General features: G+C 65.9%; 15 protein-coding genes. 6 read left to right on the forward strand and 9 right to left on the reverse strand.

Annotated features, from left to right (window positions below):
• Window positions 1-224 precede the first annotated feature (224 nt).
• The 6 genes from DMC18_RS00105 to DMC18_RS00130 all read left to right on the forward strand — a co-directional run bounded on the left by DMC18_RS00105 (window position 225) and on the right by DMC18_RS00130 (window position 10,754).
• Window positions 225-6,524, forward strand: coding sequence for an NACHT domain-containing protein (locus DMC18_RS00105; RefSeq protein WP_110118898.1), 6,300 nt, complete (start codon window positions 225-227; stop codon window positions 6,522-6,524).
• Window positions 6,502-7,176 carry a hypothetical protein gene (locus DMC18_RS00110; RefSeq protein ID WP_146217925.1) on the forward strand — a complete coding sequence of 225 codons (675 nt, stop codon included), beginning with the start codon at window positions 6,502-6,504 and terminating at the stop codon, window positions 7,174-7,176. The genes DMC18_RS00105 and DMC18_RS00110 overlap by 23 nt, the downstream gene beginning before the upstream one ends.
• A 393-nt stretch (window positions 7,177-7,569) precedes the next feature.
• Window positions 7,570-8,172 carry a DUF4433 domain-containing protein gene (locus tag DMC18_RS00115; RefSeq protein WP_110118896.1) on the forward strand — a complete coding sequence of 201 codons (603 nt, stop codon included), beginning with the start codon at window positions 7,570-7,572 and terminating at the stop codon, window positions 8,170-8,172.
• A gap of 10 nt (window positions 8,173-8,182) precedes the next feature.
• A complete protein-coding gene (locus DMC18_RS00120) occupies window positions 8,183-9,235 on the forward strand; it encodes a macro domain-containing protein (RefSeq protein WP_110118895.1) in 1,053 nt (350 codons plus the stop codon).
• 98 nt (window positions 9,236-9,333) lie between these two features.
• Window positions 9,334-10,080, forward strand: a complete 747-nt coding sequence (locus tag DMC18_RS00125; RefSeq protein ID WP_110118894.1) for an ADP-ribosyltransferase domain-containing protein — start codon at window positions 9,334-9,336, stop codon at window positions 10,078-10,080.
• A gap of 239 nt (window positions 10,081-10,319) precedes the next feature.
• Window positions 10,320-10,754, forward strand: coding sequence for a helix-turn-helix domain-containing protein (locus DMC18_RS00130; protein WP_158285807.1), 435 nt, complete (start codon window positions 10,320-10,322; stop codon window positions 10,752-10,754).
• A 329-nt stretch (window positions 10,755-11,083) separates the two neighbouring features.
• Here the strand turns inward: DMC18_RS00130 and DMC18_RS00135 are convergent, their stop codons facing one another.
• The 9 genes from DMC18_RS00135 to DMC18_RS00170 form a co-directional block, all read right to left on the reverse strand.
• On the reverse strand, window positions 11,084-13,849 hold the full coding sequence (locus tag DMC18_RS00135) for a PAS domain S-box protein (RefSeq protein ID WP_110118892.1): 2,766 nt from the start codon (window positions 13,847-13,849) through the stop codon (window positions 11,084-11,086).
• Window positions 13,850-13,892: 43 nt separating this feature from the next.
• Window positions 13,893-14,528 (reverse strand): chemotaxis protein CheX, encoded by a 636-nt coding sequence (locus DMC18_RS00140; RefSeq protein WP_110118891.1) that lies wholly within the window; start codon window positions 14,526-14,528, stop codon window positions 13,893-13,895.
• Window positions 14,525-14,908, reverse strand: a complete 384-nt coding sequence (locus DMC18_RS00145) for a response regulator transcription factor (RefSeq protein ID WP_110118890.1) — start codon at window positions 14,906-14,908, stop codon at window positions 14,525-14,527. The genes DMC18_RS00140 and DMC18_RS00145 overlap by 4 nt, the downstream gene beginning before the upstream one ends.
• A gap of 43 nt (window positions 14,909-14,951) precedes the next feature.
• Entirely contained in the window at window positions 14,952-15,215 is a 264-nt protein-coding gene (locus DMC18_RS25540) for a hypothetical protein (protein ID WP_146217927.1), read from the reverse strand.
• Complete coding sequence (locus DMC18_RS00150) at window positions 15,212-17,125, reverse strand: chemotaxis protein CheA (RefSeq protein ID WP_110118889.1); 1,914 nt, start codon at window positions 17,123-17,125, stop codon at window positions 15,212-15,214. The genes DMC18_RS25540 and DMC18_RS00150 overlap by 4 nt, the downstream gene beginning before the upstream one ends.
• The gene (locus DMC18_RS00155; protein ID WP_233245195.1) at window positions 17,122-17,979 is read right to left on the reverse strand and encodes a protein-glutamate O-methyltransferase CheR; all 858 of its coding nucleotides are present in this window, start codon (window positions 17,977-17,979) and stop codon (window positions 17,122-17,124) included. Before DMC18_RS00155 ends, DMC18_RS00150 begins: the two co-directional genes overlap by 4 nt.
• A complete protein-coding gene (locus tag DMC18_RS00160) occupies window positions 17,976-19,064 on the reverse strand; it encodes a chemotaxis response regulator protein-glutamate methylesterase (RefSeq protein ID WP_110118888.1) in 1,089 nt (362 codons plus the stop codon). Before DMC18_RS00160 ends, DMC18_RS00155 begins: the two co-directional genes overlap by 4 nt.
• Window positions 19,061-20,509, reverse strand: a complete 1,449-nt coding sequence (locus DMC18_RS00165) for a chemotaxis protein CheW (RefSeq protein ID WP_110118887.1) — start codon at window positions 20,507-20,509, stop codon at window positions 19,061-19,063. Before DMC18_RS00165 ends, DMC18_RS00160 begins: the two co-directional genes overlap by 4 nt.
• Before the next feature lies 1 nt (window position 20,510).
• A partial coding sequence (locus DMC18_RS00170) for a methyl-accepting chemotaxis protein (protein ID WP_233248016.1) occupies window positions 20,511-21,725 on the reverse strand: 1,215 nt, incomplete at its 5' end.

The raw sequence follows: 21,725 nt of genomic DNA on the forward strand, positions 1-21,725 counted from the left end.
CCGGAGCGCACGACGACGTGGATGTGTTTGCCGGTCGCAATGCCGGCGACCGACCCCTTGTCGTGAATGCGCGTCGAAATCAAACTTGACCTTGAATTGCCGGCAGTGCGCAACTGTAGGACGCTTCAACCCATCGTCGCCGCGTCGCCGGACAAATGGCCCGCCATGGGTGACGGGCTAGTCCATGCCTTGGCCGCAGGGTCGCGGCGCTATTACCAGAGACCATGACTGCACCTGATATCGTTCGCGCTACCCGAGACGGGGACCAGTTCCACTATGTTTGGGCGGCTCGCCAGTGCCTGGGCCTGCTGACCGCGCAGGACGGCCTGGCGGCCGTGACGATCGAAGGGCCCTCGAACGCCGAAATCCCGGGCGAAGAGGTCGAGGCCGGTCAGGAGCTGATCGACGTTGGCCTCTACTATGGGAGCGAGCGCATCGATCAGGCTTCCGCAATCCGCTATGTTCAGCTCAAGCACTCGACCGCTCGAACGCAGACGCCCTGGACCGCCAGCGGCCTCAAGGGCACGATCGACGGCTTCGCCAAGCGCTATAGAGAGATCGTCGCGCGCTCCTCGCCTGAGGACGTCGCCGCCCGGTTCACCTTCCAGTTCACGACCAATCGACCGATCGACCAGCGCGTCATCGAAGCCTTGGAGGACTTGACCGTGGGCGCGCCGGCCAGGCACGGCGATCTAGATGCCCTGCTACTTGGATATGCCGGGCTTGACCGAGGTTCCGCCGCCGCCTTCTTCCAGCTCTTCCGGGCCGAGGGGCTGGAGAACGATCTCTGGGCTCAGCAGAATCTTCTGGTCGAAGACCTGCGGGCCTTTCTGCCGGAGGCCGACGGCGACGCCCCGGTTCAATTGAAGGATCTGGTGACCCGCAAGGCCACCACGCAGTTCGCCGACAATCCCACCATCTTGCGCTACGACGTCCTCAGGGCATTGAAGACCGGCGAGGATGAGCTCTTCCCCTCACCGCCCCTGATCGAAGGCGCCTCCGAAGCCTTCGCCCGCGAGCAGGAGCCTGAAATCGTTCGAGTAGTCGTTGGCGCCGCTGCGCCTGTGGTGCTGCACGCCGACGGCGGGGTGGGCAAATCCATGGTCGCCACGCGCTTGGCGTTGGCTATGCCCGCCGGCTCGGTGACGATCGTCTACGACTGCTTCGGCACCGGCCTCTATCGAAGCGCCGTTGATTTTCGCCACCGCCATCGCGACGGTCTCGTCCAGATCGCCAACGAGCTGGCGGCCAAATCCCTTTGTCTTCCGCTGATCCCGTCGGCGCACGCAAATGCGAAGACCTACGTCCGCGCCTTCCTGCACCGCCTTCGCCAAGCCTCGACGGTCTTGCGGGCCAGGGCGCCAGGCGCCCTCCTGTGCTTGGTCATCGATGCCGCCGACAATGCGGAGATGGCTGCGGCCGCCCAGCAGGAGGCGTCGAGCTTCGCGCGAGATCTGATCCGGGCGCCGATGCCGGAGGGCGTTCGCCTGGTCTTCACGTCCCGAAGCCATCGCCGCGCCAGCCTCCAGGCGCCGCCGGAGGCTATCGAAATCGCGCTTCGCCCATTCAGCCTGGCCGAAAGCGCGCTTCATCTGCGGCGCGTCTATTCAGCGGCCACCGACAGCGAAGCGGCCGAGTTCGATCACCTCACAAGCTCCAACCCGCGCGTCCAGGCACTGGCCATGGACCAGAAGCGTCCGTTGGCCGAGATGCTGGCGGCCTTGGGCCCAAACCCGACAACCATCGAAGCGGCCATTGGCGAACTCCTGGCCGGCGCGATCCGGGGCCTCAAGGACAAGGCCCATGGTGTCGGCGAGCAGCAGATCGAACAGATCTGCCGGGGCCTGGCGGTGTTGCGCCCGCTGGTGCCGATTTCGGTGCTGTCTCGCCTAACCGGTGTCGACGAGGGCGCGATCAGAACCTTCGCGTTCGACCTTGGACGTCCATTGCTGGTGCGGGGCGACAGCCTCCATTTCCTGGACGAGCCGGCCGAGACATGGTTTCGGGAGACCTTCACTCCCGACGCAGACGGCCTGAAAACCTTCGTCGACCGGCTAAGGCCGCTCGCCAATTCAAGCTCCTATGTCGCCGGCGCTATCCCTCAACTGCTGCTTGAGGCCGGCCGCTATGACGAGCTGGTCGAGCTGGCCCTGTCGACCGACGCGCTGCCGTCGGACAGCCCCCTGGAGCGCCGCGACGTCGAGCTGCAGCGGCTGATCTTCGCGCTCAAAGCCTGCCTTCACATCAAGTCCTACCCGTCGGCGGCCAAGCTCGCCCTCAAGGCGGCCGGCGAGACCGCCGCGGAGAACCGGCAAAACGCCCTTCTCAAATCCAATATCCACTTGGCTGGCGTGCTCCTTGCGCCCGATCGCCTGCAGGAGCTGGTGTCACGGCGCACGTTCGGAGGGGGGTGGCAGGGCGCGCACCATGTCTATGACGCCGCCCTGCTTTCGGCTCGACCGGAATTTGCCGCCGACGCCAGCAGCCGCCTGCGGATGGCGCTCGATTGGCTGTTTGCCTGGTCCCGCGCTCGGTCAGACGACGACGATGATGGCAGCTCCCCGCGCGGCGACGTCACCGATAGCGACCGCGCCACGTTCTGCCTGGCCTATCTGCGCCTCAAGGACGCCAAGGCGGCCGTAGGCTTTCTTCGCCGGTGGCGTCACCGGCCGCTGTCGTTCAGCGTCGGCCGCATCTTAGCGGCCAAGTTGATCGATCTGGGTGATCTGGACGCCCTGGACGCCCTGGCCTCGTCATGCCGAAACGACATCTGGCTCTTATTGGCCCTGGCCCGGGCGATCAGGTCGTGCGGTCGAAAGATGCCAGCGCCTGCGCTCGAACGGCTGCTTCGGTTTCTCGAAGACCGCCGCGTCCAACTGGCGGAGTCGAACGGATGGAACGAGAAATGGGACGTGCTGGAGGCGGTCACCGCAGCCGTCGAGCTGGCGATCGCACAGCTTCCGCCGGCGCCTGAGCGTTGGGCGGCGCTCATCCGGCGCTACCTCCCCTCTTCGCCGCCGCACGCATTCACCAGCGACCTGCCCTACGACCGTGCCGAGATCCTGCGCGCCTACGTGCTGGAGGCGACGCTGCGGGGCCAGACACTCGCGCTCGTGGATATCGCGCCACCGGACGTTCGCGCCGAACTCGAGCAGGACCCCAAGCCTTACAATTTCAGCCGCGAGTGCGAGACCTTCCTGCGAGAGACCGGCGGCCTTCTACCTTGGGTGCAGCTTGGCGTCGATATCGTCTGTTCGCGCGAGCCCGCAGAGCTTGGCGGGGCGATCAGCGCCGCCGCCGAGGCCAGTGACAAGGCGGGAAAGCGCGACCACCGAGAAGCCTTCCAGCTTCGCAACGCAAACGCGATCCTTTGGCTTACCACCCTTCGCCAGACCGGGCTGATCACCGGTGAAGCGCTTGAGGCCTTCAAAACCTGGAGAGCTGGGCCCACCATTACGCTCTGGCCCCAGACGCTGACCGCCTTGTGCCGTACCGCCGCCCGAACGGCCGGTCTGGAGGCCTTCTCGCTCGATCTCTGCAATGAGACCCTGAAGGCCCTGGAGGCGAGCCGGGAAGACGCCCAGGAGCGGACGGAAGCCTATTTGCAGCTGGCGCGCGCCATCTATCCAGTGAGCGCCGATGAGGCCTCAGCGGTGCTCGATCACGCCGTCGCGATCGCCGACAGGATCGGCGAGGAGAACCTGGATCGTTGGAGCGCGCTGCTCAACCTGGCGCGATCGGCCGGCAGCGGCGACGCGCCTCGACCCAGATCGGCCTATCGCCTCGCCCGGGCCGCGGAGCTGACCTACGAATATGTGGTGCGTGACAAGCACTTTGCCTGGGACGAAACGGCCAAGTCGCTCGCCGCGCTTTCGCCGAGCTCCTGCCTGGCGATCTTCAGCCGATGGCGCGACCGGCGCTTTGGCCATGCCGCGCGGCTGCTGCCCATCGCGATCGAGACGTTTGTCAAAAGCCAGCAACTGCCGCCCCTCGCCTTTCCAGTACTGGCGGGCCTTGAGGCCTGGTGGTCGAGGATTGAGAACCTCAAGGATTTCCTCGCCAAGGAGCCGCTGCCATGGCGCCGGACTCAAGGCGCCGAGATCGCTTACCGCTATATCCGTCTGCAGTCGCAAGAACCGGAGAACTGGAAATCTTTGGCGGAACTGGCCCGCGCCCACGAGCTGGATTTCCCCGACCTGGATCGCCTGCGCCAAGCAAGCCAGGCCGTCGCGGACACCGACGCCGCGGCGGAGGCGGCAGCCGCCGCGCGCGCCAAGGCCGAGGCGGCCGCTCGTCCGCCGAACCTTGGCCTTCGCGCGGAAAAGGCGCCCCCCGACTGGGAGGCTGTTTTCAAAGACATCGACCCTGGCGCCACCCAATCCTTGCGCGAGGCTCATCGCCGCTGGCGCACCTTTGGACCGCCCTACTTCCTTGAAGCCTTCATCTGCGAGGCGGCCCGGCGGCTGAAACCAGGCCAAGAGTCCCCGCTCCTTCGAGCGATCACCGAATGGCCCGACTTCAATATCTATAGCCTTCGCAGCTTCCTGGATGGCGCGCCCGAGGCTTGGCTGGACCGCCTGGCCTATCGACAAGCGCTTAAGACGGCAGTCCTCACGGTTTGTCGTCGCGATCCCACGCGGGTCTATCTACGCGGCTGGGGACGCGTCCTCCCGTTTGAGATGCTCTTCACCAAAGGCGTCCTGACCGAAGCGGAGGTGGTCGCGGCCCAGATCAGCGGCTTTACCGACCTGGTCGCCGTACTCGACGCCGGCGGTCTTTTCCATCTGCTCGATCCAATCGCCGCCACCCTGACCCCCGATCAGGCCGATGAGGCTTTGCACTATGGGCTCGACCTGTTCGAGCCGACGCTGAACGAGGAGGACGGCGATGGCGTCTGGACCGACGCCTTGGCGCCGAAGGAGGATCTGATCGAAGCTCTGGCCGGCTACATCTGGGCGGGCTTGGCCTCGCCCAAGGTGGCTGAGCGTTGGGCTTTCGCCCATGTCGTACGCAACGCCGTCGAGATGGACTGGCGGGAGCTTCTGAAAGCCTTGGCGCAGCTGGCCCAGGCGAGCAAGGCCGGCCCTTTCGCCGACCACCGCCTACCCTTCTATGCTTGGCATGCCCGCCAGTGGCTGATCATCGGCCTGGAGCGCGGGGCCCAGTCGCGCGCCGCCGCCCTGGCGCCGTTCATTGCCTGGCTGCAAGACGTAGCGCTAGATGAGCACGTGGTCATCGCCGAGTTCGCGCGACGATGCCTGGTGGGCTGGGCGTCGACGCCGGACGGAAAAGACTTCGCCCTATCGACGCTGGATCAGGTCAATCGGCCCCTTCATCCGAAGACGATCTACCAGAGCTGGTTTCGCGATGAAGAGGCCGAGGCCGAAGAGGCCATCCCTGACGAAGACAAATACTATTTCGGCCTCGATGTCGGCCAGTATTGGCTCGCCCGCATGGGGGGTGTTTTTGGGCTGTCGCAAGGCACGACAGAAAGGCTGGCCTTGAAGGTGATCCGAGCGCGCCTGGGCGCCAATGGCGGCGGCTGGCGGGACGATGCGCGCCACACTCGCAAGATCTTCCGTGACGGCGAGACCCATCATTCTCACGGCAACATGCCGAAGACCGACAATCTCGGCGCTTATCAAGGCTATCACGCGATGATGTTGACGGCGGGCGCGCTGCTCAAGACGCGTTCCGTTGGCCAGCAAGCCGACGCCGACGAGGACAACTTCACCGATTGGATCGATGATCGCCTCCTGCGGCGCACGGACGGGCGCTGGCTGTTCGATAGGATCGATCCGGCCCTGCCTCGGTCGTCGAACGACAAAGGCTCATACGATGCCGAATGGCCCTGGCTGATAAGCCGCGACCATCTGGACGCGCAATTGCTAACTGCCGATGGCCGCACGGTGCTTTGGGGCTATTGGGCCAATGGCGGCAACTACCGGCGCGAAAGGGTCACGGTCCGCAGCGCCCTGGTGTCTGAACCCGCCGCCTCGGCTCTCCTGACCGCCTTGCAAACCGCCGACGAGCCTGGCCGGCTCTCCCTTCCCGACGCCGAGCGGTCCGACGCGGTGGAAATCGACGACGCCGTGCTCTTTGGTTGGGTCGCCGACCACAGCTATGGCTCTGGCCTGGATGAAGAGGATCCGTGGGCCGAGGGGCTTCACTTCCCAGGTCCCGCCCCCGCCAACGACATCATCGGCAAGCTGGCGCTCGAGCAGGATGCGGACGCGCGTTGGTGGCGAAGCCCGGACGGCGCGACGCTGCTGAGCGAAACCTGGACCACGACCGAAGATCATGGACGCGACGAGACGACCGTTTCGAGTTGGCGGCTCTCCGGAGACAAGGCCTCTGTTGCCGCCCTTTTGCAGGCGCATCCGGGACACTGTCTCATCCTGACGGTCGGCATGCGCCGCGATCTGCCCGATTATGCCCGGCGCAACGGCGAGTTCATCGAGTATCCGTGGTCCTATATGCGTTCCTACCTGATGAGGTCCGATGGTGCCGCAACCCCGTTCTAAGGCGATCATCGACCTTGGCAAACGCTTGGTCGAACAGCTGAACGATGATGGCGACCTGGCCGCGGCCTGGCTGTCGCACTTGCTGGCCGAACGCATCGTGGCGGCCGAACAGGCTGAAGGCGAACAGAAGGTCGCCGCCGAAGACGCGTGCGTGAAGCTGATCCTCGAACTTTGGAGCAAGCGAAACCATTTCAACGACCACCATCGCCCCTTGCGGGATATGGATTCGATCGTCCGGACCCTCGCCTCCCTCGACGTCGAGCGCGTCGACCACCGCTATTTCAGCAACGTTCTTCGGGGGCCAGCGGCCAATGGCGTGCCCGAACCGGCTCGCCAGTGGCTCGAGTTCGCGACCGAACTCGACACCACGGCCAAGACCTTGATCCGGCTGGCGCTCGCAAAGGCCGTCGAAGCGATGGGTCCCGACGCTCAGGCCTGGACCGATTTGGCCGCTGAAGCGGCCGTGGAGGAGCCCGCCGAGACGCTCATCGTGCGCTTCGTCTCGCCCGGGCACAGCGACGACGATTGGGAGCGGCAGGCTCGTCGGCGAGAGATCAAGAGCCTGCGCGAGTTCATCGCCCTGTCCGAGGGCCTCGCCGACAGCCTGCAAGCCAAGCTCGACGTCGAAACGCCGCCCGATAAGCCAAATTAGTCGGGCAAGAGCCAGGGCGCTCGAAGTCGGTGGCCTTAGGGCTACGATCAAGGGCAGTCGCAGACACTGCTCCCAAATCCGATCTTCGCGCGTATGGCTGGCGAAACGACGGCGGGGCGACACGCCGGACTCCAACTCCATGCGCAGGCCCAGCTTGCCAGGCCTGTGCATGCTGTTGGCGCAACAAGTTTCGAGCTTCCAGACGCCCGGGGGCGGGAGGAGTCCTCCCAGGCCTTTCTGCGTATCGCCGCGCAAGAGTTCTTGATTTGTTCCAATGCATGAACTAGCGTCGATGGGCAGGACAACCGGTAGGAACCTGCTAGACATCGGTCTTCACCGCCCGATGGAATGCCTATGCCAGGAACGGTCCCAAAGCCGACCCAGATCATTCACATGACCCACATCGGCAATCTCGACGCCATCTTCGCCAGGGGCGCGCTTTCCGCGACCGCGAAGCTTCAGGCACGGGGAACGCAGTTCACCAACATCGCCTATTCGTCGATCCAGGGGCAGCGGGCGACCAAACAAGTGCCGTGCGGTCCCGGCGGCTGCCTGCATGATTACGTGCCGTTCTATTTTACCACTCGCAGCCCGATGCTCTACACGATCAACCGAGGAAACGTGCCTTGTGAGGGCGGACAGGACGCCTTGGTGCATCTTGTTTCGACAGCTCAGAAGGTCGCGGCGGCCGGCCTGGGCTACGCTTTTAGCGATGGCCACGGAATCATGGCCTACTCCAGCTTCTACGATGACCTCGCCCAACTTGATGAAGTGGATTGGGGTGTCATCGGCAGCCGGCAGTGGGCGGACACGGTTGAGGATGGCGATCGCAAGCGACGCAAGCAGGCTGAGTTCCTGGTCTGGGATAGCTTTCCCATGCGCCTTCTGAGTGGCATTGCGGTGAGATCGCCGCAACGCCGCCAGCAGGTGGAAACCTTGCTGGAACGACATGGGTTGGAACTGAAAGTGGTGGATAAACCCGCCTGGTACTACTAGGAAGCCTGCGATGATCACATTCGCGAGCGGCGACCTCCTCCAATCGGGCGCCGAAGCCATCATCAACACCGTCAACTGCGTCGGGGTGATGGGCAAGGGCATTGCCCTGCAATTCAAGCAGGCCTTTCCACGCAACTACGATGCCTATCGGCGCGCTTGCGAGGCCGGCGAGGTGCGGCTGGGCGAGATGTTCGTCTTTGACACGGGCAGTATGATCAACCCGCGCTGGATCATAAACTTCCCGACCAAAGGCCACTGGAAGGCCAACTCTCGGCTGGAAGACATTGTCATCGGACTGGAAGACCTCAAGCGGGTGATAGTCGATCGGAACATTCGATCGATAGCAGTCCCTCCCCTGGGATGCGGCAATGGCGGTCTGAATTGGCGCGATGTCGAACCGGCCATCCGTCACGCCCTCGGAGACCTGAACAATGTCGATGTTCGCCTGTTCGCCCCGGGCGCCGCGCCGAAGGTCGATGAAATGCGCGTGGGCACTGAGCGGCCGAACATGAGCCGCGGTCGCGCCCTGGTGCTAAGCCTGCTGGGCCTTTATGGCGCTGCCGGTTACCGTCACAGCCTGCTGGAGATCCAGAAGCTGACTTATTTCCTTCAAGCAGCTGGCGAAGACCTCAAGCTCGGCTTCCACAAGCACCACTATGGACCCTACGCCGAGAACTTGAACCACGTCCTTCAGCGCATCGAAGGACACTTCATCCGGGGCTATGGCGATCGCAGCCAAGCCGCGGAGATTGCCGTACTCGAGGACGGGCGGCAGGAAGCCGAGGCTTTCCTGTCCAGCGAAGAGACCGCTCAACAGCGCTTGGAGCGTGTCGCCAAGCTAATTGAGGGCTTCGAGACGCCCTACGGCTTGGAACTACTCTCGACCGTGCATTGGATCCTGACCCACGATCGAGATTCCAAGAACGATCCTGAGCGCGTGATAGAGGCGGTAAAGTCGTGGAACCCGCGCAAAGCCGCCATCATGCGCGAACCGCATATCCGGACTGCTATCAATCATCTGCGCAGCCATGGATGGGTTGATCAGGACGCCCACGCGGCCTGATCTTCGTCATTCAGGAACCCGCGACAGCGCAACCGCAGCTTTCGACCGCGAGGACTTCAGTGAAACGAAGCCGCCTGACGCTTGAGAGCGTACCTGGCTTGGCCACCTTCGCCACAGCGCCTCTGGACCATGAGTACGAGGCCTATCTCTTCGGCTCCGACGTCGAAGCCGTTCCATTTCCCCACTGGACGGCACACCTTCGCGAGTTCTGGGGCTGGTACGCAGAGGCGCCTGACTATACGACCAGCGCCGAGCACCTTCCCACGGTCAAGGCGATGATCGCCGAAGGCCTGGTCCAGCAACGCCTTGAGGATCTCGCTGAAGAAGTCACCCAGGCAAAGTCGGGCGAAGAGCTCAACTGCTGCCTGGTCCGGCAGTACACGCGCGAAGGGCGGCTCTATCGAGAAATCAACGAAGTACTCCGGCGCGGCCATGTAGGCGAAGATCTGCGCCAACACGGTTTCACGCCGTGGGTGCTTCAGTTCAACTCGGCAATTCGTCAACGGCCGATCTTCGAAGGTGTCAGCTATCGCGGTGCGCGCCTTACTCCGGCGGACATCGACAAGTACCAGCCCGGCCTGATGTTCGAATGGGGCGGCTTCATCTCCGCCAGCAAACACCGCGACGTCGCGGTCGACATTGCCGGAAACGTCCTGTTCGAGATCACTCCCTGGGGTTCGTACAGCATGTACGGCAAGCGTAACCCAATCGACATCGCGGAGCTCTCCATAGCACCCGACGAAGCTGAGGTTATCTTCCCGATCGCTTGCACCTTTCGGGTTAAGGGGACTCGCAAGGAAGGACATCGATCGGTGATCGAGATGGAGACGGTCGATCAGTACTGAGCAGCCTACCTGCTTTTTTAGGATCGGCTCTTGGAGAGCCTCTGTCCGACCTTTGGGTCATTTACTTCCTGCCCACCGCCTCCCCCGTCCGGCTCCGCTCACCACCTCCCTGGCCAGGTCGGTGGACGGCTAGCTAGCGCCAGACACGGTGCGCCTCCCTGGCCTGCAATCGATAGCGCCTTAACATTTTGGGACGCAAGGGCTTGATAATCCGGGACATGTTGAGCCCGGAGGCAATCATGGCCGCTCGTCCGTCACGCCCATCTCGAAACACCCAACCTCTCAGCACAAAGGCGAAAGTGTGCGAGGTATTGCAAGAGCTACTTCCCACCGGGAACTGCTCGGTGGAGGCGGTCGCAGAGCGCTTTTCAATCGATCGACGATCCCTCCTGCGTCGCCTGAGATCCGAAGGCGCAACCTATTCGGACTTGCTAAAACAGGTACGAAACGAGCTTCTCGAACACTACATCGAGAACACCGACCTATCCCTGACCCAGATCGCAGGCCTATTAGGCTTTACAAGCATCTCGGCTCTTTCGCGATGGAAGAAAAGCCAGCCCCGTCAGTCGCAGGCCGAAGCCCCAACTGCTCCTAGCGAGACCTTTTGGATGGAGGATGACATGTACTTCGACATCATCCACATCCCCAAGCCAACTCGAAAATCGCGAAAATAGCGTCCCGATCGGTCAACTTCGGACCATCTGATGGGAGCGTCACCGCGTGCACGAAAATACAATCTTGAGGTGCATCTCTTGTCGCACCCCAATTGAAAATGCGAACTTTTTACCGCCCTTTCTACGCTACGCTATGCCTTGTCGAGTAAGGGATCGTAGTCTCGGCGGCTCTGGCGTAGTTCGTCGTAGTCTAGCGTAGTTTGGCGCCCACTGTCGGACGAAACCGATAACTACGAATACGCTATTGTACTCCAGAGGCTCCCGCGGAGTGACAAGGGGCGTAAACGAGGCCGCCGGGCTTCGACGGTCCAGAGACAAGGAGCGGCCGCTTAGCCGCCCTGGCGTTTCAGGATCTCGCCAATGCGTCGCCCGAGTCGCTCGATGGCGAACGGCTTGCCGATGATCTCCATCCCGCCTTCGAGGAAGGCGGCCTGGTCGGCGGCCTGCTTGGCGTAGCCGGTCATGAACAGGATCGGAAGGTCGGGACGCCGCTCGCGGGCGATCTCGGCCAGCTGTCGGCCGTTGAGGCCCGGTAGCCCCACGTCGCTGATGAGCAGATCGATATGTCGCGAGGATTCGAGGATCGGCACGGCCTGACGGCCATCTGCGGTCTCGATGCCGCGATAGCCTAGTTCATCCAGCACCTGCATCACCAGCAGCCGCACAGCGGCGTCGTCCTCGATGACGAGCACGGTCTCGCCGGCGCCGATGGGCGCGGTGTGGTCGTCGACCGCTACGGCCGCTTCAACGAAGCCCTGATGACGCGGCAGGAAGAGCTGGATGGTCGTTCCCTGGCCTTCGACGCTGTCGATGACCACATGCCCTCGGGATTGTTGAACGAAGCCGTAGATCATCGACAGGCCCAGGCCCGTGCCCTGCCCCAGCGGCTTGGTCGTGTAGAAGGGATCGAAGACCTTCTGGAGCACTTCGGGCGGCATGCCCGTGCCGGTGTCGGTCACGCTGATGGCGACGTAGTCGCCGGCTTCGGCATGATCGCTGTCGGCCAGTTCTCGGTCCAGGAGATGAACGTTGCGCGCGGTGATAATCAGTTCGCCGCCGTCAGGCATGGCGTCGCGGGCGTTGATGCCGAGGTTGAGGATCGCGCTCTCTAGCTGGTTCTCGTCGGCGACAGCCGGCCAGAGGTCAGCTGAGATGTCGATGCGCAGCGACACCTGCTCGCCCAGCGTTCGGCGCAGAAGGTCTTCCATGGAAGCCGCCAGCGTACCCACGTCCAACGCGCGGTTGTCGAGGGTCTGGCGGCGGGAAAAGGCGAGCAGCCGGTGCGTGAGCGCCGCCGCGCGCTGTCCGGACTGCGTCGCCGCATCCAGGAAACGATCGACGTCGGCCATCCGCCCTTCGGCGATGCGTCGCCGCACCATGTCGATGCCGCCGAGGATGCCCGTGAGCATGTTGTTGAAGTCGTGCGCCAAGCCGCCGGTCAGTTGACCCACGGCCTCCATCTTCTGGCTTTGGCGCAGCTGGTCCTCCAGCGCCTTGCGCTGGGTGACGTCGCGCCCGATGCCGTAGATGGCGTCGCCTTCTGGCATGGCCGTCCAGTTGACCCACAGATAGGTCCCGTCCTTGGCCCGCATACGGCAGTCGAAATCGCCCATGGGCTCGCCCCGGGACAGGGACGCGAACTGCTCCATGGCGGCCTCGTGGTCATCGGCGTGCACAAGGCTGCCGGCCGGCATGGCGACAAGATCGGCTTCGTCGTAGCCCAGCAAGGTCTTCCAGGCGGGGTTGGCCGCGCGATAGAGTCCATCGGGCCCGATCACGTGCAAAAGGTCGCGCGACAGGTTCCAGACCCGATCGCGCTCCTGAGTGCGCGCGGCGACGCGGACCTCCAGGGTCTCGGTGAGCATGCGAAGCTGCTCTTCGGAACGCTTGGTCGAGGTGATGTCGTAGATCACGCCGATGAAGCTGACGCCGCCCGTTCCATGGGGCCGGTACTCGCCTCGCGAGGCGAGCCAGCGCTCTTCTCCCGTGTCGGCCCTGCGGACGCGGAACTCGTGGAAGGCCGGGCCGAAGGCGTGTTGTCCGTCCCGCCCCTGGATGATCGGCGGGTCATCGCGATGGACGAGGGCGTTGATGGTGCGGACAGGAAGGCTGATCGCCGGCCGCAGGCCCAGAAGCTGGCAGAACTGCTCGGAGACGTCGGCGGTCCCGTAGCCGCTGAGATACTCGAACGATCCGACGCCGCCCGCGGTCTGGGCGACCAGCAGCTGTTCCTCGACCCGCTTCTGGTCGGTGATGTCGGCCAGGACGCCGGAGAAGCGGACGGGGCGGTCGTGGGCGTCGAGATAGGTGCGTCCGCGGGCCGACACCCAATAGACCGCTCCATTTCGCACGACGCGATAGTCACGCGTGAAGACCTCTGCGCCGTGCAGGGCGCCCGCGACGGCGATCTTCAGCCGCAACCGATCGTCGGCATGAACCGGCGCGAAGAAGGACGAGGTCGGAAGACCTTCGGCGGCCGCCACCGGGTCGAGGCCGTATAGATTGGCGAAGCGTACGTCGGCGACCAGCGTGCCGGCGGCGATGTCCCATTCCCATGCGCCGGCCGCGCCCGCGATCGCCTGCGCGACCCGAAGCCGCTCGCGCGCTTCGGCCAGGCGCTGGCGACTGACGCGAAGCTGCTCGACCACCACCTCGTCTGCATATTCGCCCGTGACGTCGGCCTGCGTCGCGAAGCGATAGGCGAGCGCGCCGTCAGCGTCTCGAAGGGTGGTGATGTTGAGGCGGTTCCAGAACGGCGCCCCGTCGCGTCGCCGGTTCAGGATATCGGCGGTGACGGCGCCGTCGCGCCGCACGCCCTCGGCGATGAGCGCGACGGTCTTAGGGTCGACGTCGGGATCCTGCAGGAAGCGGCAGTTGCGCCCAACAGCTTGGCGCGCCGAATAGCCCGTCAGGCTTTCAAAGGCCGCATTCACGTAGACGATGGGATCATCGTCCCGTCGAGGATCGGTCACCGTGACCGCGACGCCCGATTTCACCAGGGCGTCGAACAACGGGCCGGCGAGCGCCCGCAGCGCTTCCAGCGCGGGGCTCGTCTCGTCATCCTGGGGACGTGTCGCGGCGTCGGCCTCGGTCATGATTCAAACTGAACGCCAAGCTTGGCAACAGGTTCAACCACGGTCACGCTTCGCCGACCACGCGCTCGATGAAATCGGCGATCAGGCCCTTCAGCGCCTGCAGCGACGGCAGGTCCATGAGCATCGCGATATAGCCGCGGATGTCCCGGTCGTTAATGGCGAAGTTGATGTACAGGAACAGCACCACGCCCCCATCGGAGGCCTCCGGTGAGAGGTGGAACAGCTTGGAGCCGTCGCCGCGGACGACCTGCGGCAACGACATCGTCAGGGGGCGCTGCAGCATGTTGGCCATGGTCGCCAGGCAGCTGTTGAGAACCACGTTGCCGGTCTCGGCTAAGGCCTCGTCTTCCATGTCGGCGGCGTCGGCGGCCGACAGGGCGCCGCCGGTCACCGCGTGGACCAGCGCCATGCTGTTGGATTGCGGGAAAATCAGCAGGGCTCGTCCCGAAAACACGCCGTCGAAGTCCTGACGGACGGCGACGAGCTCGCCGCTTTCGCGTTCCCGGATAAGCGTCGTAGCGCCCTCGCGGGTGACGACCTCGACCGACGGCACCGACAGCAGGACCTGCTCGCCGACCATCTTGCGAAGATTGGCGGCGGCGCGGCTGACCCCGATATTGACCAGTTCGGTCAGGGCGTCCCGCTCCAAGTCGTCGAGCAGGATGGACTGGGCGGTCATTGCGCCGCCGATCGCAGCCGCAGCGCGGCGCCCGACAGGAAGCCGCGCATGCCCTCCTCCGTCACCGGCTTGGCGATGAAGGTGGCGTTGGCGGCGCGCGCGCGACTGATGATCTCATCCTGGACGTTGGCGGTGGCCACGGCGATCGGCATGGTCGGGAAGCGTTCGCGCAGCTCCTCGGCCAAGGCCAGGCCGTCCCGCCCGGGCATGTTGTAGTCGAGGACCGCCACGTCGATCGCCTGGGCGTCGAGCGCGGCGATGGCTTCATCCGCATTGCCGGCCTCGACCCGCGTCCAGTCGGGCTGCAAGGCCGCGATGGTCTTGCCCAGGACGATCCGCGCCAGCTTGCTGTCATCGACGATGAGAACGGTCGTCCCCATGAACTTCTCCTCGCACCGCCGCGCACCGGCGCGGCGTAAAAAACTACGCCCTTGGAACTTCGGACGATTGCTCGCCGATCAGGGCGGGCAACAGTACGTCTCGCAGGAAGGGATCATCGGGAACACCAATGATCTTCGGACGAAAGGCCAGTATCGCCTGGATTACCGCCCCATGCAGACCTTCGCACGCCGCGAGGTCCAGGGTGGAGTCCGAAGCGCCTTGTAGCAGAGCCGTCAACGGCTCTGCGTCTTCTACCCGACATATCCCTTGCAGGCGAATGACCGGTCCATCGCGCACAATCGTCATGTCAGCAGCTCCGCCGGATCCAGGACCATCAACACCGCGCCGTCCGCGAGCAGCGTGGCGCCCATGACGCCCGGCGCCCCGGCGAGCAGTCCCGTCATGGGCCGCACGGCGGCGTCCATCCGGTCGACGATGGCGTCCACCGCCAGACCGACGAGTTCGCCTCGCGCCCGCGCCACGACGACCCGCTCGCTCGAGCGGGTTTCGGCGGAAGCGCCGCCCACTAGATCTCCGAGAGACAACAGCGGAACGACGGCGTCGCGCAGCTGAAACGCCCTGCCCGCGCGCACGGGTACGACGCGTTCGACCGCCACTCGGACGATCTCGACCACGGCGTCCAGCGCCAGGCCGTAGCGTTCCTCACCGCAGGTCACCACCATCACCTTCGTCAGGACCATGGTGACCGGCAGGATGAAGCGGACGGTCGTGCCCTGGCCCAACTGGCTATCGACCTCGACCTTACCGCCCAGTTTCTGGGCCGCTTCGCGCACCACGTCCATGCCCACGCCGCGGCCCGACACCGCGCTGACCTCGTTCGCCGAGGAGAATCCCGGGGTGAAGATCAGGTCGATCGACGCCTGGTCGTCCAGGCGATCGGCCGCCTCTTGCGTGAGCACGCCGCGATCCGTCGCCAGGGTGCGAATCCTGGCCGGATCGACCCCCGCGCCGTCGTCCCGCACCTCGATCACCACCTGGTCCGCAACCGCCCTGGCCGTGAACCTGATCGAAGCGACGGCCGGCTTGCCGGCGCGCGCGCGAACCTCGGCCGGCTCGATCCCGTGATCTATCGCGTTGCGCAGAACATGCAGCAGTGGCTCGAACAGAGCATCGACGATGGTCTTGTCGACCTCGACGTCGCCGCCTTCCACCTCGAGCGACACAGCCTTGTCCAGCGAGCGGGCGATTTCCCGCGCCATACGATGGAACCGAGCGAACAGCGGGCCGAGCGCCACCAGGCGAACCTTGCCCACCGTCACATGCAGGTCGCCGACCAGCCGGTCCAACTGGGCTTGCCTCGCGCGCAGGGCCTGGCCCAGAGCCTGCCCACCGGGAAGGGCCTCAGCCTGGGCCGCCAAGTCCGCCAGGCCGTTCTTGGCGATGACGAGATCGCCGGCCAGCGCCGCCAGGCGGTCTACGCGCTCGGCGTCGATGCGCAGGGTCTTGCGCGCGCCGTGCTCGGGCGCTCCCCGCGCCTCCCTCGTCATCAGGTCGACGAACTCAACCTGGTCGGCCACGAAACGGAACGCCCCCTCGACCTCAGCCCGACCCAGTGTCGAAACCGCCTCCAGCACCAGATTGCAGGCATAGGGATCGTAGTCCTCGGACGCCGCCCAGGGCTCGCGCGGTGATATCCTGAGGCCCGCCAGGCCCGGCGTCGCCGCGATGATGGCGACGGGATCGTCGCCCGCAAAATAGCTGTCGGCGCGCGGAGTGTAGCGAACAGCCGTAACCCCCTTGTCGGCGAAGCCTTCGGGCGGGCGCCAACTCGTCGCCGCCGGCCGGACCGCAAGGTTCGCCGGAGCGCTCACCGAAGCGACCAGAGCCCGGAGACGCGCAGTTTCCGTCTGGCTGGTCTCTTCGGCGCTGGCGGGCAGGACGCCGTGATGATCCAGCGCATCCAGCCAGCGATCGATCGTGTCCACGACGCTGAACAGGGCTTCGAAATCCTCGGCCACGCCGGTGCGCTCTGCCCGCAGCAGGGCCAGCAGGTCTTCGGCGGCATGCAGCATCAGGCTCATCGGCCGCAGGTCGAACAGGCCCGCCGAGCCCTTCAGCGTGTGGATCGCCCGAAAGCAGCCGTCCAGCGCGCCGGCGTCGTCAGGCTGGCGCGCCAACCTGCCGAGGTCGTGTTCGGCGCCGGCGACCAGTTCGCGGCCTTCGCTCAGGAACTGGACCATGAGATCGTCGGTCATGCGGCCTCTCCGGGCCGCTGGAAGACGACCGCGTCCTCGAACCGGCGCACCAGGAACCGGTCGCTGATGCGGCTCATGGACTCGGTATGGCCCAGGCACAGGTAGCCGCCCGGATTCAGCCGGTCATAGAGGTTCCTGGCGGCCGCCAGCCGAGAGGCGTCGTCGAAATAGATCAGCACGTTGCGGCAGAAGATGATGTCGAACGTCCCCTGCCCCGCCAAGCTGGGCCCGTCCACGAGATTGGCCGGGCTGAAGCTCACCGACTCCCGCAGGTCTTTGATCAGCTTGCGACGATGCCGGCGGCTCGGCTCGAAATAGGCCTCGACGACCTCGGGCGGCAGCTTCGACAGCGCGCGCTCGCCGTACAGACCCTCGTGCGCGGCGTGCAGGGCGCGCGTATCGATGTCCGAGCCGACGATCTCGACATTGTAGGCGTCCACCATGCGCCAGTTCTCGAGCAGCCAGATCGCGATCGAATAGGCCTCTTCGCCCGTCGAGCACGGCGCCGACCAGATCCTGATCTTGTCGCCCGGACGGCGCGAGGTAATCAAGTCCGGCAGCAGAGACCGGCTGAGACAGGCCAGCTGGTGCTCTTCGCGATAGAAATAAGTCTCATTGACGGTGAAGGCGTTGATCAGCGCCTCGCGCTCGACGGGGTCTGTCCGCAGTTGACCGAAATAGGTCGCGAAGTCCGGGCAGCGGGTCGCGACGATGCGGTCGGTCAGGCGCCGCTCGATGTAGTAGCGCTTGCTCTCGCCGAACTGCATGCCAGTCTGCCGGTACAGGAACTCGCAGACCCTTTTCAGGTCGCCGGCGCTCAGATGCGCCTGCTCTGGCGTCGGGGTCTGGCTCACCCCGCCCCGACCATGTCGCAGACCTTGCCGGCGATGGCGTCCAGGCGCGCCACGACGTCCGCGCCGCCGGCTTTGACCAGCTCGCCCGGCATGCCCCAGACGACGGCGGTGTCCTCGGACTGGGCGATCGTGCGCCCACCGGCGGCGCGCAGCGCCGTCATGGCGCGCGCGCCATCGTCGCCCATGCCGGTCATCAGCACGCCCACCAGTCGCTCGGGCGGCATGACGGCGGCTGCGCTGTTCACCAGCCGGTCGACGCTGGGATGCCAGCGGTGCTCGGCGCTGGACGGCGTCGACAGCGCCACCGGACCGGCGCTGCGCCGGCTGATCGTCATGTCGGCGTCCCCACGCGCGATATAGACGCAGCCGGGAGCAAGCGGCGTCGGCCGCGCCACCTCGATCACCCGCAAGGCGCAAAGCCCGTCCAGCCGGTGGGCCAGGGACGCCGTGAACGCCGCCGGCATGTGCTGCGCCACCAGGATCGGCCAGGGGAAGTCCGCGGGCATTTCGCCGAGCACGGCGTCAAGGGCCGGCGGACCGCCCGTCGAAGAGCCGATGATGACCAGCCCCGGCGGCATGCCGGCCGGTAGGGGCTTCCAGGCCGCGACAGCCTTGCCGCGCGGCGCCGGCGGCAGGACGATGGCGCCATGGCGGGCCCTCAGGCGCTCGGCCAGGCGGTGGGATCGGCGCAAGCGCGACGCCGCAGCCATCACCACCTTTTCGACCAGGATCGGCGCGAACTCGTCGACGGCCAGCGACACCGCCCCGTCCGGCTTGACGACGAAATCGACAGCGCCGAGCTCCAGCGCCTCCAGGGTGGCGTCCGCCCCCTCGGCGGTCAGCGACGAGACCATCACCACCGGACAGGGTCGCTCGACCATGATCCGGTCAAGGCAGCTGAGGCCGTCCATGCGCGGCATCTGGACGTCCAGGGTGATCACGTCGGGCTTGAACGCGTGAACCTGCGCCAAAGCCTCGACCCCGTCGCGCGCGAAGGCGACCTCGAAGCCCGGCGTATCTTGAAAAACATCGCCCAGTACGCGGCGCATCAGGGCGGAATCGTCGACGATCAGCAGACGGGTCACGAGGCGGGCGACCTCGCCGTCAGATCGCGCAGCAGGTCGGTCTCGGCGCGCTCCAGCAAAGCGCGCGTATCGATGAGCAGGATGACGTCCTCCTCGCGCTCCACCTTCGCGGCGCGGTCGAACAAGCGGTCGCCATCGCCCGATAGTTCCGGCGCAGGCATCAGATCGCCGGCTTCAACTTCCAGGATCCTGGACACGGCGTCGACGGCAAACCCGGCCTGCAATCCATCCACGGTTACCACGACGACGCGGCGCGTTTCGCCGGCCGCTTCGCCGCGAACCGCGAAGCGCTTGCGCTGGTCGATCACGGGGATCACCCTGCCACGCAGGCTCATCACCCCCTGGACGTAGGCCGGCGCCTTCGGCAGGCGGGTCAGGGTTTCGGGCAGGCGGACCACCTCATCGACGGCGGCGATGGGCAGGCCGTAGGTTTCATCGCCCAGGCGAATGACCAGGAAGCGCTCCCGCGCCGTCGCAGAGGTCGCGCTGGCCATGGCCGTATCCTTCTGGTCGTTCGTCTCGGCGAGCAGTTGCGCCACCCGCTCATCGGAAAGCACGCGCTCGGGGGCCAGAATCGACACCAGGCCTCGACCGTCCGGAAGCCGCAGCACGGAGTCGATCCGAGCCTCGCCGCTGGCGCGATTGAACAGGCTGGGCGCGGGCCCCACGGCGTCGCGAGACGCCCGCAGGATGACGCTGATCCGATCGACCAGCAGCGCCAGGCGACGGTCGCCGATGCGCACGACCACGATGCGGTCGTGGGCTTGCACGTCCCGCTCCGCCAATCCCAGAAGGGCTCGCAGGGAGACGACCGGCAGCACCTCGTCGCGCAGTTCGAAGACGCCGATCAGGACAGCCTCGGTTCGTGGAAGGGCGACGACGCCATTGGGAACAGCCATCACCTCGGCGACGGCGTCTAGGGCCAAGGCATAGTCTTGCCCAGCCAAGACGAAGTTGAGGAACGCCAGTTCCGCCGCCGCGGCTGTCGATCGCGCGACGACCTCGCGCTCGGGCGCGCGACGCACGGCGCGGAAGGCCGAGAACCTGTCCTGCAGCGCCGCATCCAGATCGAACCAGCGCGCACCGTCCCCATCGTCGAGCAGGAGCCGGCCGTGCCCCGCCTCGGCGCCGTCCGTCTCCGAAGACTTCAGGGCCTCGATGGCCTCGACCGCCAAGCCTATAGGCGGATCGCGGCGCAGCACAACGACGCGCGAGGCCTCCGCGCGAGCCTCCTCGAGAACTTCGTCGCCCAGCAAAGCGCCCAGCGACACCACCGGCAGCACCAGACCACGCAGGTGCGTGACGCCCAGCAGGCCGGGCGGGCCATGCGGCATGCGCGTGATGCGAGGCGTGCGGATCACCTCGGCTACACCGTCGGCGGCCATGGCCACGCGCGCGCCGCCGGCGCGAACCGTCAGCCTCTGGTGGGTCTCGTTCGACGCCACCCTAGCCCGCCGCGGCTTGCTGCTGCAGTTCGCTTGCCAGAAGCGCGATCTCCTCGATCGCGGCGGCCAGTTCCTCGGCGCTCTGCGACTGCTGTCGGGCGGCGGCGGCGGCCTGGGCCGCCGCGCTGCTGGCCTCCTCTGCCGCCGAAGCGATCTGGCTGATCCCCGACAGCACCTGGGCGCTGGCGGCCAGGACGTCCTGCGCGCCCTGCGCGATGTCGTCCGAGCCGGTCTTGAGCCCGGCGGTGTCGACGGCGATCTGCGCGAGCCGAGCCTCGATGGCTCGGTTCTTGTCGAGCTCGGCGGTGGCCAAGGCGTTGATCTGATCGACTTCTCGCCGGACCTTGGCGATCTGCGCGGCGATGGCGGACACCAAGTCCTTGACCGCGTCGGCGTTGTGCGAGGCGTCGCGCGCCAGCGTGCGTATGTCGCCCGACACGACCGCGAAGCCCCTGCCCGCATCGCCGGCTCGAGCCGCTTCGACCGCGCCGCTCGTCGCCAGCATCGTGATCTGCACCGCGACCAGACCCAGTCCATCGACGATCTTGCCGATCGAGCCGGCCAGTTCCTCCAACTCCTCGACGGTCTCCAGGACGGCGCCGTTCTCGTCGACGGACGTGGCGACGCCCTTCGCCAGACGCGCGACGGCCGCCTGGCCCTCCGTCAGCATGGTTTGCATGGCCGCGACGCGCTCGGCTCCGGCGATCGCATTGGCGCTGGACGCACGGGCGGCCTTTTCGATCTCCTCCATGGCCGAGCCGGCCTGCTGGGTCGCGGCCGCCTGGATTTGAGCGCCGCGGCTGATCTGGTCAATGGCCACGAGAATCTCACCGGCCGCGCCCGACAGTTCCTGCACAGTGGCCGACAGCTCTTCGGCGGCGGCCGAAGCCTCTTCAGCCGCAGCCGAGGCGCCTTCACCGCCGACCAGCATCTCGATCATCTCGGCCAGGGCCTCTGACGCCGTCTGGCTCTGCTCCAGCGATTGCCCTTGCTGCTGCACGGAGCGCTGGGCCTCGGCGGCGGCGGCGGCCTGTTCCTCGGCCGCGCTCGACACGCTCTCGGCGCCGCGCCGCGCCTCGTTGGCGGCGCCAGCGGCCTCGACGGCGGCGATCAGGATCATCTGGCTGTCTTCACCCAGGGTCGTCATCTCGCGACGCACGGCGGCGAGGATTTCGCCGACCTGGGCGCCGGCCGCCGCCTCGGCCGCGGCGGGGGT

The sequence above is a fragment of the Caulobacter sp. D5 genome (genome assembly GCF_003185805.1).
Classification (GTDB): domain Bacteria; phylum Pseudomonadota; class Alphaproteobacteria; order Caulobacterales; family Caulobacteraceae; genus Caulobacter.